At 75.5% G+C, this 15,437-nt stretch carries 10 protein-coding genes; 2 read left to right on the top strand and 8 right to left on the bottom strand.

Annotated features, from left to right (window positions below; genetic code table 11):
* Positions 1 to 58: 58 nt before the first annotated feature.
* The 8 genes from ACIQ9P_RS32535 to eccD all read right to left on the bottom strand — a co-directional run bounded on the left by ACIQ9P_RS32535 (position 59) and on the right by eccD (position 7,361).
* Complete coding sequence (locus tag ACIQ9P_RS32535; RefSeq protein WP_402364348.1) at positions 59 to 376, bottom strand: hypothetical protein; 318 nt, start codon at positions 374 to 376, stop codon at positions 59 to 61.
* Positions 369 to 806 (bottom strand): YbaB/EbfC family nucleoid-associated protein, encoded by a 438-nt coding sequence (locus ACIQ9P_RS32530; protein ID WP_402364345.1) that lies wholly within the window; start codon positions 804 to 806, stop codon positions 369 to 371. The genes ACIQ9P_RS32535 and ACIQ9P_RS32530 overlap by 8 nt, the downstream gene beginning before the upstream one ends.
* 89 nt (positions 807 to 895) lie before the next feature.
* A complete protein-coding gene (locus ACIQ9P_RS32525; RefSeq protein ID WP_402364342.1) occupies positions 896 to 3,079 on the bottom strand; it encodes a hypothetical protein in 2,184 nt (727 codons plus the stop codon).
* A 98-nt stretch (positions 3,080 to 3,177) separates the two neighbouring features.
* Positions 3,178 to 3,579, bottom strand: coding sequence for a hypothetical protein (locus tag ACIQ9P_RS32520; protein ID WP_402364339.1), 402 nt, complete (start codon positions 3,577 to 3,579; stop codon positions 3,178 to 3,180).
* 5 nt (positions 3,580 to 3,584) lie between these two features.
* Positions 3,585 to 3,893: a hypothetical protein gene (locus ACIQ9P_RS32515; RefSeq protein WP_402364336.1), complete on the bottom strand. Its 309-nt coding sequence runs from the start codon at positions 3,891 to 3,893 to the stop codon at positions 3,585 to 3,587.
* Between the two features lie 45 nt (positions 3,894 to 3,938).
* Complete coding sequence (locus ACIQ9P_RS32510; protein WP_402364333.1) at positions 3,939 to 4,289, bottom strand: hypothetical protein; 351 nt, start codon at positions 4,287 to 4,289, stop codon at positions 3,939 to 3,941.
* 130 nt (positions 4,290 to 4,419) lie between these two features.
* Positions 4,420 to 5,880: a type VII secretion protein EccB gene (gene eccB, locus ACIQ9P_RS32505; RefSeq protein WP_402364330.1), complete on the bottom strand. Its 1,461-nt coding sequence runs from the start codon at positions 5,878 to 5,880 to the stop codon at positions 4,420 to 4,422.
* 107 nt (positions 5,881 to 5,987) lie between these two features.
* Positions 5,988 to 7,361 carry a type VII secretion integral membrane protein EccD gene (gene eccD, locus ACIQ9P_RS32500; protein ID WP_402364327.1) on the bottom strand — a complete coding sequence of 458 codons (1,374 nt, stop codon included), beginning with the start codon at positions 7,359 to 7,361 and terminating at the stop codon, positions 5,988 to 5,990.
* Positions 7,362 to 7,715: 354 nt separating this feature from the next.
* Here eccD and eccCa point away from each other — a divergent pair, with 354 nt between their 5' ends.
* Both eccCa and ACIQ9P_RS32490 read left to right on the top strand, forming a co-directional pair.
* Entirely contained in the window at positions 7,716 to 11,780 is a 4,065-nt protein-coding gene (eccCa, locus tag ACIQ9P_RS32495; protein ID WP_402364561.1) for a type VII secretion protein EccCa, read from the top strand.
* Between the two features lie 139 nt (positions 11,781 to 11,919).
* On the top strand, positions 11,920 to 15,336 hold the full coding sequence (locus ACIQ9P_RS32490) for a hypothetical protein (RefSeq protein WP_402364324.1): 3,417 nt from the start codon (positions 11,920 to 11,922) through the stop codon (positions 15,334 to 15,336).
* Positions 15,337 to 15,437 lie beyond the last annotated feature (101 nt).

Here is a 15,437-nt window from a genome sequence, read left to right as displayed (position 1 = left end):
GGGGACTGCCTGCCGTTTCCGGTTGTGCGAGGGGTCGGACCGTCGGGCGACGGGTCGGTCAGAAGCCGCCGTTGGCGAGCTCGTTGGCGTGGTCGCCGGCCCGGTCGAGGGTGACCGCGAGCATTTCGCCGTTCTCGCCGACCGAGCCCACGGTGGAGCCGATCTTCAGGAGCAGCTCGTAGAGGTTCTTGGTGCCGTCGTCGACCTGGGTGTGGTACTGCTTGCCGATCTCGTCGTTGCCGCCCACCTTGAGGTTGATCGAGTTGATGTGCTCGGCCTCGTGGGTGAGCTTGGCGACGTAGTCCTTGAGCTCGAAGAACTCGGCGAAGCTCTTCTTGAGCATCGCCGTCTTGGAGGTGGTGTTCGGGCTAACCACGGAACTCCTCCTGCCGGTCGGCCTTCTTCTTCTGGTCCGCGTCGAAGCCCGGGCGCATGGCCCAGAGCGGTTCGAGGATCTCGTCCAGTTCGCTGCCGCCGGTCATCGAGAGCCGCAGCGTCTCGCCGATCCCGTCGAAGCGGGAGATCCGCTCGGCGACCTGCTTGCCGACGTCGGCCCGGGCCTCGTTGAGCACATCGGTGAGGATCTTGGCGAGCTCGGCGGGGGCCATGTCGCGGTAGTCGTTGGTGTGGAAGGTGAGCGAGACGACCTGGCCCTGCGAGCCGACCTTGGCGGTCACCATCCGGTCCTTGGAGGTGACCGAGCCGGTGAGCTCGTTCATCTCCTGCTGCATCTCCTCGGCCCTGGCCAGCTCGGTCTGCATCTCGGCCATCGCCTGGGCGATCTGGTCCGCGAACGGGTTGCTCATGCGCTGTTCCTTCTCTCTCCTCGGAATCGGGTGCGGCCCGGTCCGCCGGGGCGGGCGGACCGGGCGGCACCCGGGTGCGGTCGGCGTGCTCAGCGCCCGATGACGCCCTGCACGGCACCGGAGTCGGTGCCCCAGACCTCTTCGTCCTCCGCCAGCCAGGTGGTGCGGCGGCGCTCCTTGTCGTTGCCGGGTCCGCCCGCGCCGCCGCCCATGCCGCCGCCGGGCGGCATCATCGGCATCCCGCCGGACGAGGTCGCGGTCCGCTGGCCGGTCAGCGCTGCCTGCTCCTGGGCAGCGGCGCGGGCGGCCCGCTCGGCGGCGACGCGCTCGGCGTTGGCCTGGTCCACGACGGCCTTGGTCGCGTTCGGATCGCCGCCGGCGGCCAGGGCCCGGTTGCTGAGGCCGCCGCCCATCCCGGTGATCATCGGGCCGCCGCCGAGGCCGAGCGAGCTCCCGCCGCCCGAACCGCCGGCGCCGAGGCCCATCGTGTTGTACGAGAAGCCGCCGGAACCGAAGCTGTTGGGCGACAGCAGGTTGTCGGCGCCGCTGTCGTCGCCCGCGGCGGAGTAGCGGTCGGCGAGCAGTTGCCGGCTCTGCGAGACGGTGTTGCCGTCACCGTCGCGCAGGACGCCGTCCGGGCCGATGGTGTAGCCCGGGCCGGCCACCATCGGGTTGCCGGCGGCGTCCAGGACGGGGTTGCCGCTCTCGTCGACGATCCGCCCGTCCTTGGTGATGATCGAGGTCGGGGGCACGACCACGGGCCGGGACGAGCCGGGGGCGCCGGGAAGGAGGTAGTCGGGCAGCGGACCGGTGTTCAGGTCGGGGAACGGGTTTCCGATGAGGTTGGGGCCGTTGCCGGAGCCGGAGTTGCCGCCGGAACTGCCCGACCCGCCGCTGCCGAGGTTGAGGTTCGGCAGGTTGCCGCTGCCGCCGCCGAGGTTCAGGTTCGGGTTGTTGCTGCCGCTGTTGCCACCGATGCCACCGAGGTCGAGGTTCGGCTTGTTGCTGCCGCCGCCGAGGCCCCCGGAGTCGCCCCCGGTGCCACCGCCGCCGCCGACACCCTTGATGTCCTTGATGTCGGGCCCGCCACCGAGGTCCTTTGTGTCCGGACCGCCGCCGATGTCCTTGGTGTCCGGACCGCCGCCGATGTCCTTGGTGTCGGGGGCGCCGTCCTTCGTCGGGTCCTTGGTCGGGTCGTCCGGGGAGGGGGTCTTCGCATCGGGCATGATCAGCGGGAACGGCTTCAGGGGCGTGGCGGCGTTGGTGATGTTGCCGTAGGCCGTGCCGATGGCGGTGAGCGCGTCGTCGGCCGTCTTGTCGAGCATCTTGACGACGTGGGCGACCCAGATCTCCCGGGCCCGCTTGTCGACCTTCTTCCAGAAGTCGACCGTGCTGGGGTCGCCGAACGGGGCCCCGGTGAGGGTGAACTTCAGCTTGCCGAGCTGGTCAGCCCTGCCGTAGGTGGCCCCCGTACCGTTACCGATGTCCTGGCGGCTGTGCCAGATCGGCGTCCGCTCGCTGGAGTCGATCTTCAACGTCGCGTCCTTGACCCCCTCCATCAGTGCGGCGGTGACCGCGTTCGTCGGCCAGGCCAGGGGCGAGTTCCACCATGCCTGGAAACCCTTCCACAGCGCCGTGAGCTGTGTGTCGAGGATGCCCTTGACCGGCGTCAGGAAGGAACCGACGTTGGCCAGGCGGATCATCCGGTTGTCCGCGTCGATCTCGTTGCGGAACGCCAGCAGCAGGGCCCGCAGGGCGTTCGCCGAGCTGCCCTGCCAGTCGCCGTCCTCCTCCCCGATCCCCTTCACCCAGGCCGTCCCGATCTTGGTGATCCAGCCGTCGAGGAAGTAGGTGAAGTCTTCGAGGTTCTTCGCCGCTTTGGCGAAGCCGGCCGGGTCGAGCCGGTCGTTCGCCTTGGTCGTGCCGTCGATGAACCGCTCCAGCGGCGCCCTGCTGGCCGTGAAGGCCGCGAACTTGGCGCCCGCGCCGTCGAGGTTCGCGTAGATCACATCGGTGCCGATGATGTAACTGGCGTGCCACTCCTTGGCGGCGGCGCCCACGGTGTAGGTGAAGTACCAGGCCACCCAGCTGTCGAGGGGGACGTCACTGTAGCCCGCCTCCAGGATGCCCTGGAAACCGTCGTGGACCTGCACCTTGCGGACGTCGGTGTTGACCCACGGCTTCTCGTCGTCGCGCACCGACTCACGGGTGGCCGGCTTCGCGTCGGCCGTCGACCCGATGAAGGTCAGCGCGTCCTCCCAGATGTGCCCCATGGCATCCCCTCTCGCGGCCGAGCCCGACCGGACGTGTCGCGGGGCCGGCCCGTACCCGGGCCGGCTCCGCCGTGGTGGCGGGGGATCCCCCGCCGGATCTACTTACCGGGGTTCAGGGTCCGCCCGGCCAGCTTCATGAACTGCGCGTAGTCCAGGGACTCGTCCAGCGCGTTGTTCAGCCAGCGGTCGGCGAGCTGGAGGTCGATGACCAGGGTCCCGAACTGGTCGACGACGGCCTGCAGCAGCTTGGCGACCGAGTCGTCGTACGTCTTCAGCGTGGTGGCCAGCGTGCCCGGCGCGGTGAAGTTCCCCGAGTTGTTGCCGGTCAGGAACGGCGTGCTGCCGTCGGCGTAGGCCCTGAGCTCCCGCACCGGCTGCGACGCCTTGACGTCGTCGAGGAACTTCTTGATGGCCGTCTCGGAGAAGTTCTTCAGGAAGTTGTCGGTGACCTTGACGGTACCGCCGTCGCCCTTGTCTTCCTTGTCCTCTTCGTCCGCCACGTCGGTCAGCCCTGGACGTGGTCGAAGTGCGTGCTCGCCCGCATGTCCGCGTCCCTGATGGCGGTGCGGATCTCGGTGAGCGCGTTGTGAGCGTTGACGATCTTGCCGCCCATCGCCACGTCGGCGTCGTGCAGCGTCGTCGCGAGGGTGCCCGCGGCGACCGAGAAGTCACCCACCAGCTCGACGTTGATCTTGCTGTTGAGGTACGTCCTCAGGTCCTCCATCTGGTCGTGCATGGTCTTGGCATGCGCCTCCAGATCGTTGATCGCCGTGTCGACACCGGCGTAGTGGAGTGACATGTGGCCGTCGGTCATGATGGTTCCCTTCGGGTCGAGCGGTCGGGTGCGGAGGTCAGCCGGTTACTTGGGGTTCAGGACGCCCTCGACGTACGCGGCGCGGCCCGGGTCGCCGCCCAGGCTGTTGTTCGCGATCGTCGTGGTGTGGTCGTCGGTCGCGGCGAAGATCTGGCCGGTGTCGCCGAACTTCCCGTGGAAGGCGTCGTAGTCCCGGCTGACCTGGGCGTACTGCGCCAGCCAGTCGTTGATGTTGTTCTGGAAGGTCGTGCTGGCCGCGCCCTCGAAGCTGTCCCGGATGGCCGAGTTGATGTCCTCGATGTGCATGGCGGTCTGCCTCATCGCCCCGTACTTCGCCTCGACCTGGGTCCTGATGTCGGTCAGGACCTGCTGGCTGACCGTCGTCTGCTGCGCCACGTGCGTACCTCCTCCGGTGCCGCCGGCCGCTCCCGGCCGGCGGGAATCGCCGCGGGCCGGTCGGACCGGCCCGCCAGGGTGAACGGGAGCGGCCGGTCCGGCGGTTCACCCCGGCCGCCGACGCCGCGGCTCAGCGCGTGCAGCGTCCCTCGCCGGTCACCGCGGGCTGGACGATGCCGCCCGCCAGCGGCCCCGGGTCGAGGCTGGGACCGGTGGGCAGCAGGGACAGCACCCGCCCCGGCACCGCCGTCGGCGCGGCCTTCGTGTAGCCCAGCCGCTCGGCCACCGCCGCCGAGGCCAGCGGGTACTTCACCCCGGTGTCCGTGACCAGGTAGAGGGTGCCGCCGAAGCCAGCCCCGGACACCGCGCGGACCAGGGCGCCGCCGCCGGGCCGCACCGCGATCCGGTCCGCCGGGGTGCAACTGGGCAGCACCCCGGGCTGGAGCACCGGCGGCAGGCCGAGCACGGGCGAGGCGTCCAGTACGGACACGTCCAGGTCCCCGCCGTCGGCGGCCGGACGCAGCGCCGCGCAGAGGGCCTGCTCGGCCCGGGGCGGCAGCAGCGTCGGGGGCCGGCCCGGCAGACCCTCGGGGGCGAAGGCCGCCGCCGCGGCGGCCGGCGCGGTGTGGGCGGCGAGGTCGGCCGCGCCGGCCGGGGCGGGCGCCACCTGGCCGCTGCCGTACGCCTCCTGCTGGGTCCGCGGATCGCCCTGCAGCAGGGCGAACTGGGTGGCGGTGACGGCCACCAGGCCCTGTTCCGCCAGCACGTACCGCTCCTCGCCGGTGCCGGTGAACAGCTGGCCGACCCTGGTGGGGCGGCCGGAGAGCGCCGGGCCGTCCTTGCCCCGGCCCGGCACCTCCGGGGCCCGCAGCTCCGGACCGGCCGGGAACGCGGCCAGGAAGGAGGCGGTGACCGGGACCGGCGCGGCGGCGGACCAGCCGAGCGCCCGGACGGCGCCGCCCGCCGCGTCCACCGTGAACCGGCGGCCGTGCCAGAGCAGGTGCACGGCACCGTCCGGACCGGCGGCCAGGACGCCCTGCTCACCGGCGGCGCGACCGGTCTGCCGGGTGCCGATCGCGACCGAGAGCTGCGGCGCCGCCTTGGCCGACGCGTTGCCCGCGGTCGCGGCGCGCATGGTGCAGAGCAGCCAGTCGGCGCCGGCCGCGGCGGCCGGGGCCGGCAGGCCGTCGGGCGCGCCGACGATGCCGACCGGGGTGCCGCGCGGGGCGCTGTCCAGCGAACGGGCCGACACCTGGGCGACCTTCAGCTGGTCACCGGCGAGCAGCCGGGCGCTGGCCTCGTTGAGCACCGGGTGGAGCAGGCCCCCGGCGAAGACGTAGCGGGCGCCGGACTCCTTGACCACCACCAGGGTGCCGGGCTGCTTCCAGCCGGTCGCGCCACCGGGTTTGACCAGGCCGTAGACGCCGGCCCCGGCCCCGATCAGCAGCGCGACGGCCAGTCCGATCGCGGCGCCCCGGTTGGTCCGGCCGACGGGGGTGTCGGGGGCGTCCGGCTCGGCGCGCAGGACGCCGGCGGCGACCCGGCTCATCACGAACAGGTGGGCCTGCACCTGGTCCCGTCGGGACTGCATGCGGTGCTCCTCCTCGGTGCGGGGTGGCGGGCGGTGCCGGGTGCGGCGGTGGGTGCGGGTTCGGGGGCCGCCGGGTACGACGGGTGCCGCGGGCGGGGCCGTGCGGGTCAGCCCGCCAGGCCGCGCATCGCCCCGTAGAAGCCGAACACCTGGAGCGCCAGCGGCAGCAGCGCCAGCGCGGCGAGCGAGTGCAGGATGTCCCCGGCCCGGCCCCAGTACGGCAGCAGCCGGCGACCCGGCACCGTCCACGCCGCCGCGCAGAGGCCGGTGGCGGCGAGCAGCAGCACCACGAACACGACCAGCCGGGCGCCCGGAGCCGCGTCCCAGCCGGTGCGGGCGGCCAGCAGGCCGAGGCCCAGCGCGCCCGGCAGCAGCAGCGCGAGCCGCTGGCGCAGCCCGCCGATGTCGCGGGCGTGCAGCAGGAGCAGCACCGCCAGGTCGGCCGCCATCGTGGTCGGGCCCCAGCCGCCGTCCCGGGCCAGCGCCAGTACCGAGACCGTGACCGCGCACACGGCGCCGACCGCGATGAAGAACCCGGCCAGGTAGCTGTCCGCGACCAGGCTGCGGGCGAGCACGTCCTCGGCCGGGAACGGCTCGATCTCCTCCTGGAGTTCGTCGGCGTTGCGGGGCAGCGCGGGCAGCCGCAGCCCGCCCAGCTTGAACGCCAGGCCGGGGACGAACGCGCCGAACAGGACGGCGACGGCGGCGAGCGCCGAGGCGATGTGGGTCGTGGGCGCTCCGGACGCGGCGAGCGCCCCGGCGGCGAGCGAGAGCGCGGCCGTCACCAGCAGCCCGGCGAAGAACGGCCCGGCGCCGACCAGCGCCAGTGCCAGCACGGTGGCGCCGACCGCCGCCGAACCGCCCGCCAGCAGCCGGGCCGGGCCGGTGACCCCGGGCACCAGGGCGGCGGCGGCCGCGGCGTGGGCCACCCCGGCGGCGGCCAGCGCCGTACCGGCCGCGGAGTCGCCGATCAGCCGGGTCGCCGCCGCGCCCCCGGCCAGCAGCAGCAGCGCCACCACCGCGGCGGCCGCGCAGCGGGGCGCCTCCGGGCCGGGCAGGGCGAGCAGCAGCAGTCCGCCGGCCAGCGCGACCAGGGCCAGGACGAGGGCGAGGCGCCGGGTGGCGGCGGGCCGCCAGGAGTCGCCGCGGGCGGCGGTGCCGGTCCTGACGCCGTCCACCAGGTCGTCGAAGTGCACCTCGGGCAGCGCGTCCTGGCCCGGGCGCAGGAAGAGCTCCTCGCCGTCGGGGAGACCGAGCTCCTCCAGCGTGCGCTCCTCGTCGAGGGGAGCGCCGCCGAGGCGCTGGAGGATCCAGCCGGAGTGCTCGGTGCCGCTCTCCGTGACGTCGGCGCCGGCGTAGCCGAGGACCGACGGGAGCAGGTCGGCGAGGACGACGTCGCCGGGGAGGGCGAGTTCGAAGGCGGCCCCGGGGGCGCGGAACCTCAGCCGGACCAGCCCTGTCGCCACCGTGGTGCTGCTCACCTGTCGCGTCCTCCTGTGGAAATCCTGCCCGCTCTCCCGTCACAGGTACGGACGGCGGCGGCCGGACGGTTCACCGGGCGGTTCACGGGGACGGTTCACCGGACGGTCCGCCACCGGCCCGTCACCGGCCCGCCCGTGCTCCGCCCGTGCTTCGCCGGTGCTCCGCCCGGGCGGCCGGGCGCGGTGAACCGGCGGGCCCCCGCGGGCCGTAGGCCCGAGTGCGGCGTGGTCCGCGGGCGGCACGGCCCGGGCCGCCGGACCCCCCGTCACCGGCGGCGCCCCCGGCGCCGCGAGAGGAGAGCCCCGTTGAGCGTGGTCCTGGTCGATCGTCCGCCCCGGCGCCCCGGACCGGCGATGCCGGACGGCGAGCTCCAGCTCCAGGAGCCGCCGGTCCTGCCGGAGCAGCAGAGCGGCATGTCCAACGTGATCGCCATGGCGCCGATGGCGCTGAGCTCGCTCTCGATGGTCATGATCTTCCTCAACCCGCAGTCCGGCGGCGGCCCGCTCACCTACGTGGCGATGGGCATGATGGGTCTGTCCGCCGTCGGCATGCTGGTGACCCAGCTGATCCGCGGCGCCAGCGACCGCAAGCGCCAGCTGCGCGGCGAGCGCCGCGACTACCTGCGTTACCTCTCCCAGGTGCGCCGCCAGGTCCGCCGCCACATCGTCAACCAGCGGCTCGCCCTGGCCTGGCGCCACCCCGACCCGGCCTCGCTCGGCTCCCTGGTCCGCACCACCCGGCTGTGGGAGCGGCGCGCCGCCCACCCCGACTTCGGCGATGTGCGGATCGCCACCGGCTCCCAGCGGCTGGCGGTCAAGCTGGCCCCGCTGGCCACCCAGCCGGTGGAGGACCTGGAACCGCTGTGCGCGCACGCGCTGCGCCGCTTCATCCACGCCTACGGCTCGATCGACGACCAGCCGATCGCCGTCCACGTCCGCGGCTACGCCCACGTCCTGCTGCGCTGCGAGCACCCCGCGCCGGAGCCGGAGGGCGACCCGGCGGACGGCGAGGACCTCGTGCCCCCCGCACCCGCCGGCACCGAGCCCGGCGAGGCCGCCGACCCCGGCCCGGCCCGCGCGCTGGCCCGGGCCATGATCGCCCAGCTCACGTTCTTCCACGCCCCGGACGAGCTGCGGATCGCGGCCGCCGTCTCCCCCGCGCTGCGCGAGGAGTGGTCCTGGCTGAAGTGGCTGCCGCACTCGCTGCACCCCACCGAGACCGACGGCGCCGGGCCGGTCCGCCTGGTCGCCGACTCCCTGCTGGAACTGGAGCAGGTGCTGGGCCCGGAGTTCGGCGACCGGCCGCCGTACGAGCCGGAGACCCAGCCCGGCCGGGACGAGCCGTTCACCCTGATCGTCCTGGACGGGGTGAAGCTGCCCAGCGGCAGCCGGGCCCTGCTGGCCGGCTACCGCAACGCCGTGCTGCTTGACGTCTCCGGGGCGGTGGAGTGGAAGCACGCGCCGTTCCGGATGCGGCTGCGGATCACCGGGGACCGGCTGGACCTCGTCACCGCCGACCGCAACCGGCGCGACGAGATCACCCCGCTCGGCCGCCCCGACGCCCTGGGCGCGCGGGCCGCCCGCCGCTACGCCACCACGCTCGCCCCGTACCGGCTGGGCGACGCGATGGACGTCTCCGAGCCGCTCAGCACCGACTTCGACCTCACCTCGCTGCTGGGCATCAACGACCTGTACCAGCACGACATCGCCCGCAGCTGGGCGGAGCGCCCGCGCGCCCGGCGGCTGCGGGTGCCGATCGGCGTCGGCGCGGACGGCAAGCCGGTGGAGCTCGACATCAAGGAGTCCGCGCAGGGCGGCATGGGCCCGCACGGCATGCTGATCGGCGCCACCGGCTCGGGCAAGTCCGAGCTGCTGCGCACCCTGGTGCTGGCGCTCGCGCTCACCCACTCCTCGGAGACCCTCAACTTCGTCCTGGTCGACTTCAAGGGCGGCGCGACCTTCCTCGGCCTGGACCAGCTCCCGCACACCTCCGCGGTGATCACCAACCTGGCCGACGAGGCCGCCCTGGTCGACCGGATGCGCGACGCCCTGCACGGCGAGATGAACCGCCGCCAGGAGCTGCTCCGCTCGGCCGGCAACTACAGCTCGCTGCTGGACTACGAGACGGCGCGGGCGGCCGGCACCCAGCTGGACCCGTTGCCGACGCTCTTCGTCGTCGTCGACGAGTTCAGCGAACTGCTCTCCGCGCACCGCGACTTCATGGACCTGTTCATCATGATCGGCCGGCTCGGCCGCTCGCTCGGCGTCCACCTGCTGCTCGCCTCGCAGCGGCTGGACGAGGGCCGGATGCACGCGCTGGAGTCCCACCTCTCCTACCGGGTCGGCCTGCGCACCTTCTCCGCCATGGAGAGCCGCGGCGTGCTCGGCGTCCCGGACGCCTACCAGCTGCCCTCCCAGCCCGGCAACGGCATCCTGCGCAGCGACATCGCCACCCTCACCCGGTTCAAGGCCGCGTACGTCTCCGGGCCCTACCGGCGCCGGCGCGGCGCCGTCCAGCAGGCCGCCGTGGCCGGCCAGATCGTGGCCTACGGCACCGAGTACGTCGCGCCGCGCGACCCCGACCCGGAGGTGCTGGCCGCCGAGGAGGCCCGGGAGGCGGCCGAGGAGGACGCCCCCAACCTGCTGGACCTCGCGGCCGTGCGGATGCTCGACGCCGGACCGCCCGCCCACCAGGTCTGGCTGCCGCCGCTGGAGACCCCGCCCACCCTGGACGAGCTGCTGCCGCCGCTCACCCCGACCTCCCGGCACGGCCTGGCGCCCGACGGCCGCCCCGACGTCGGCACGCTGACCGTGCCGGTGGGCGTGGTGGACCGCCCGTTCCAGCAGATGCGCGAACTGCTCACCGCCGACCTGTCGGCCGCCGGCGGACACGTCGGCGTCGCGGGCGGCCCGCAGAGCGGCAAGAGCACCCTGTTGCGCACCCTGATCACCGGACTGGCGCTCACCCACACGCCGCAGGAGGTCCAGTTCTACTGCCTGGACTTCGGCGGCGGCACGCTCTCCTCGCTGCGCGGACTGCCGCACGTGGGCGGCGTCACCGGGCGCCACGACCCGGAGCGGGTCGGCCGCACCATCGCCGAGGTCAACGCCGTCATCGCGCGCCGCGAGGTGCGCTTCGCCCAGCTGGGCGTCGACTCGATGGCGACCTTCCGCCGCCGCAAGGCCGCCGGCGACCCGGAGCTCGCCGACGACCGGCACGGCGACGTGTTCCTGGTCATCGACGGCTGGGGCACCCTGCGCCAGGAGTTCGCGGACGTGGTGGCCGCCCTGGCCCCGATCGCCGGACGCGGCCTCAGCTACGGGGTCCACCTCGTCGTCGCGGCGGCCCGCTGGGGCGAGATCTCCACGGGCGTGCGCGACCAGCTCGGCACCAGGTTCGAGCTGCGGCTCGGCGACGCCATCGACTCCATGATCAACATGCGGGCCGCCGAGACCGTCCCGCGCGTCCCCGGCCGCGGTCTGACCAAGGACCGGCTGCACTTCCTCGGCGCCCTCCCCCGGATCGACGGACAGGGCGAGGCGGACGACCTCGCCGACGGCGTCGCCGACCTCGTCGACGCCCTCAACGAGCACTGGAGCGGCCCCCGCGCGCCCGAGGTGCGGATGCTGCCGCTGATGCTGGACGCCGGCTCGCTGCCCTCGCCCGAGGGCCGGCTGCGGATCGCCCTCGGCCTGGAGGACTCCTCGATCTCGCCGCTCTGGCACGACTTCGAGGAGTCCCCGCACCTGCTGGTGGTCGGCGACAGCGAGAGCGGCAAGACCAACCTGCTGCGCCTGGTGGTCGACGGCATCACCTCCGCCTACACCCCGGCCGAGGCCCGGATCATGCTCGTCGACTTCCGGCGCGGGCTCTACGAGGCCGTGCCGGAGGAGTACCGGCTCGGCTACGCCGTCTCCGTGGACGTGCTCAGGCAGGTCGTCACCGGCGCCGCCCGGGCCATGGAGGCCCGGCTGCCCGGCGAGGAGATCAGCCCGGCCCGGATGCGCCTGCGCGACTGGTGGACGGGGCCGGAGCTGTTCATCGTGGTCGACGACTACGACCTCATCCCCGGCCAGGCGGGCGCCGGCGCGTTCGGTCCGATCCTCGAACACCTGGCGCAGGGCACCGAGCTCGGCCTGCACCTGATCGTCGCCCGCTCGGCCAACGGCATCGGCCGCGCCTACAGCGACCAGGTGCTGCGCCGGCTCCAGGACATCAACACGCCCGTCACCCTGCTCTCCTGCCCGCCCAGCGAGGGCACGTTGTTCGGCAGCGTCAAGCCGCGGGTGCTGCCGCCCGGCCGCGCCCTGCACATCACCCGGCGCCGGACGGTCCAGCTGCAGACCGGTCTGATGCCCGAGCCGGAGCCGCTGGAGCCGGACCCGGCCGGGACGGCGGAACCGTCGGCGCGGGCCTGACGGCGGTCTCTCCCGGTACCTCCCCGACGTCGCGCCCGGTGCCTTCCGACGCCTCTGCGCCCCCTCCCCGACGCCTCCCGGCCGAGGCCGCCGGGCTCCCGGTGAACCGGGCGCCCGGCGGGGGCCGTAGTCCAGGACGATGAGCCTCTCCCGCACCGGTGCGCGCTCCGGCGACCCCGCACCCCCGGCCGAGCCCCGCCGCCGCTTCGGACTGCGGCGCGGGCCGCAGCGCGCGCTGCCCGCCGGGGACACCCCCGCCGCGTCCGGCCCCGCCGCGCCCCGCCCCCTGCCGGTGCCCGCGCACCCGGCCGAGCCGGGCCCGTCGGTGCTCCGCGAGGTCGGCCCGCACTTCGTGATCGCCCCCGCCGGCGCCCGACCGGGCGAGCTCAAGGCGGCGATCGGCGCCCTGCGACCCGTCCCCGACGCCGTCGTGGTGATCGCCGTCGCGCCGGACTCGGCCAAGGTCCTGCGCGACCGGATGACCGACCTCGGTGTGATCACCCGCGCCCGGGGAGCCACCCACCTGGTGCTCGCCGCCTCCGGACTGGCCGCCCTCGCGCCCAACGGCCGTCGCCCGGCCGAGGTGGTCGCCGAACGCTCCGGCGTGCCCGTCGTCGCCCCGGACGGCCTGGTGGAGATCACCCCGGCCGGCCACCTCACCGTCAACGACCCCGAGGGCGCCACCGCCCGCGCCTCCTGGTGGCGCTGCGAACCCGGCCAGCAGCCCCGGCGGGTGGCCGGCACCATCGGCGCCGTCGCCCCGGTGGAATCGCGGCGCACCCGGCCGACCGCCTTCGTCGAACCGCCGCCCGTTCCCGCCCCCGCCGCCCGGGGCCGCGCGGGCGCCGTCCGCGTCCTGCGGCTGCCGGCCGGCTTCTGGCTCACCGACCCGTCCGACCCGTCCACCACCCCGCTGCCCGATCTGCGGCTGGCGGCCGCCGCGCCCGGCACCGCCGTCATCGTCATCGGCACCCCGACCCGGCCGGTCGTGCTGCCCGAGGACTTCGCCGAGGCCGTGCTCGCCCTGCCGCTCGGCTCCGACCGCCCCCTGATCAGCGCCCCGTGGGCGGCCCCCGACGAACTCTCCGCGCTCATCGGCGCGCTGACCGCCCGGACCGCCCGCCCCGTGCAGGCCGCGATCGGCCTGCCGGTGCTCGGCCACGGCGGCCCCACCTCACGGGTGCTGGACCGCGAGGGCCGGATCGGCTGGGAGCCGTTCCTGCTGCGCCTCTCCTCCGCCCCCGGCCGCCCCACCACCCCCGCCGCCTGGCGCAACGGCGGCGCCGACTGGCGGACCGCCGGGCCCGGGGTGTTCCAGGCGTTCCCGTACTGGGCGCTGGAGGCCGTCCCGGCCGGGCTCTGGCTCCGCCCCGAGCCTCCGCACGTGCTCACCCCGCGCTTCCGCCGGCCCGAGCCGAGCCGCCCGCTGCTGATCGTCGGGGAACGGGACCGCCCGGTGCCCGCCGACGCCTTCGAAGAGCTGGGAGCCCTGCTCGACCGGCTGCCGGCGGTCGGCGCGGAGGGGTTCGGCCTGCTCGTCCACGGGCTGCTGGAACCCACCGCCGAACGCGTCGGGCGGTTCATGGCCCGGACGTACGAACTGGAGTGGCTCGGCGCCGAACAGCCGGCGGCCGGACCGCCCGCCGTCGCGCCGGTGTCCTACGGCATCGGCGGCGCGGACGCGGCCCGGCGCGCCGCGTCGGTGGCGGCGTCCGGCGCGGCCGCTGCCGCTGTCGGCGCCGCTGCCGTCGGCGGACCGGGCCCGCAGGCTCCCGCCGCGCTGGGACCGGGTACGGCGGGCCCCTCCACGCACCGCGTTCCGGCCGTCCCCGGGCCGCCCGCCCAGGGCGGGTCGCGGACCGCCTCGCGCGGCGAGCTGCCGACCGGCCACCGGGTGCCGCCCGTGGCCGAGCCCGAGACCGACACCGAGCCCCAGATCCAGACCGGTACCGGTACCGGTACCGGTACCGAGGAGCACCCGTACGCGCCCCGGGCCGAAGCCCCGCTCCGGCACCGGATGCCGCCCGTGCCCGAGGCCGGGACCGGTCCCGGGGCCGAGCCGCCGTTCCCGCCCGTCGGCGACCCCGGTCCCGGTACCGACCCCGGTCCCGGACCGGGGGAGGCGCCGCCCTACGCCTCCCAGGCCGACCCCCGGGCCCGGCAGCGGATCCCCGCCGGGACCGGCACCGCTCCCGGTCCGGACCCCCTGCCCGAGGCCGAGCCGGTCCCGCTGCCCACACCCGTCCGGGCCACGGCCGCGCCCGCCACCGGCAGCGCCGCCGGGGCCGGGGCCGGGGTGCCGCCCCGGCGGGTGCCCCTGGCGAGCGCCGACCCGGCCACCGACCAGGGCGCACCGGCGTCGGCCGGGAGCGCGGGCGCCGCGTCCGGCTCCGCTTCCGGCTCCTGGTCCGACCCCGGTCCCGACCGGGAGACCCGGACCGGCGGGCCGGACGGCCCGACGGTCCGCACCCCCGAGGTACCCCCGGTCGCGCCGTCCGCGCCTCGGCCCGGACCGGAGCCCGAGGTGCCGTCCGAGCAGCAGGCCGAGCCGCGGCCCGAGGCCGTCGCCCCGGCCGGGCCCACCACCGCACCGCCGGTGACCGCCGCCGGGGCCCCCGCCCCGACTGCCCCCGCCCCGGCACCCGCGCCGCCGTCGGCCCCGCAACCGGCCCCGGCCCGGTACTTCGGTCTCGACGACAGCCCGCCCCCGGTCACCGCGAGCAGCGCCGCCGAACGCGACACCGTCCGGACCCAGCTCGGCGACCACTACCACCGCTGCACCGGCCGGCTCGAACTGCTCGCCACCCGGCTCCCCGGCCTGCGCACCACCTCCCAGGACGACTTCAAACCCGAGCTGGCCGCCGTCCTGCTCCACCACACCGGCACCGGCGTGCCCGTGAGCCGCGCCGCCCTGGTCGCGGCCGCGCGGTCCGGCGACCCGGAGCTGCGGCCGTTCCTGCGCTGCCTCGGTTCCGGCCTGCGCCGACTGCCGAGCCACCACGGCGCGGTGCTGCTCGGTGCCGGGGCCGGTCTCGACCCGGAGTCCGTGCTGGCGCACTACCCGACCGGCCGACAGTTCCGGGAGCCGGCCCCGCTGGCCGGGCTGACCGCGCCGGGGGCCGAGCTCCCGGGCTCGTCCGTGGAGTTCCTCGTCTGGTCGGCCACCGGTCGGCGCACGTCCGTCTTCGACCCGGCCGACGGCCCGGCCCAGGCGGCGTTCCCGCCCGGCACGGCCTTCACGGTGGTCGGCCAGGTGCCGGCCGACGGCGACCGCCCGGCCTGCGTCCTGCTGCGCGAATCGGGCGGCGATCCGTCCGAGCGCAACCGCAACTCGCTGACCCGCCTGCGCGCGTGGCTGGAGCGGCGGGCGGCGATGCCCCCGGCCGAACGCCCCCGGGCCGAGGCCCCCGAGCGCTTCCACCTCACCCCGGGCGTCCACCTCGACATCCCCGAACCGCCGGACACCTCCCCGGACGATCCGGGTGATCCGGGTGATCCGGACGCCCCCGAGGATCCGGACGCCACCGCCGACCCGGACACCGAGGCGGCCGCCTGACCGGCGTGGGGGGGGGGGGGGCCCCCCCCCCCCCCCCCCCCCCCCCCCCCCCCCCCCCCCCCCCCCCCCCCCCCCCCCCCCCCCCCCCCCCCCCCCCCCCC

Origin of the sequence: Kitasatospora sp. NPDC094019, assembly GCF_044764505.1 — a bacterium.
In the GTDB taxonomy this organism is placed as follows: Bacteria; Actinomycetota; Actinomycetes; order Streptomycetales; family Streptomycetaceae; genus Kitasatospora.
The sequence above is the reverse complement of the archived record's forward strand: the minus strand, read 5'-3'. Positions and strand labels throughout refer to the sequence as shown.

Excerpts from the sequence above, each read along its gene's own strand:
- ACIQ9P_RS32530 (WP_402364345.1), bottom strand. The coding sequence starts at position 806 with ATGAGCAACCCGTTCGCGGACCAGATCGCCCAGGCGATGGCCGAGATG.
- ACIQ9P_RS32525 (WP_402364342.1), bottom strand. The coding sequence starts at position 3,079 with ATGGGGCACATCTGGGAGGACGCGCTGACCTTCATCGGGTCGACGGCC.
- ACIQ9P_RS32515 (WP_402364336.1), bottom strand. The coding sequence starts at position 3,893 with ATGACCGACGGCCACATGTCACTCCACTACGCCGGTGTCGACACGGCG.
- eccB (WP_402364330.1), bottom strand. The coding sequence starts at position 5,880 with ATGCAGTCCCGACGGGACCAGGTGCAGGCCCACCTGTTCGTGATGAGC.
- eccCa (WP_402364561.1), top strand. The coding sequence starts at position 7,716 with ATGCCGGACGGCGAGCTCCAGCTCCAGGAGCCGCCGGTCCTGCCGGAG.
- ACIQ9P_RS32490 (WP_402364324.1), top strand. The coding sequence starts at position 11,920 with ATGAGCCTCTCCCGCACCGGTGCGCGCTCCGGCGACCCCGCACCCCCG.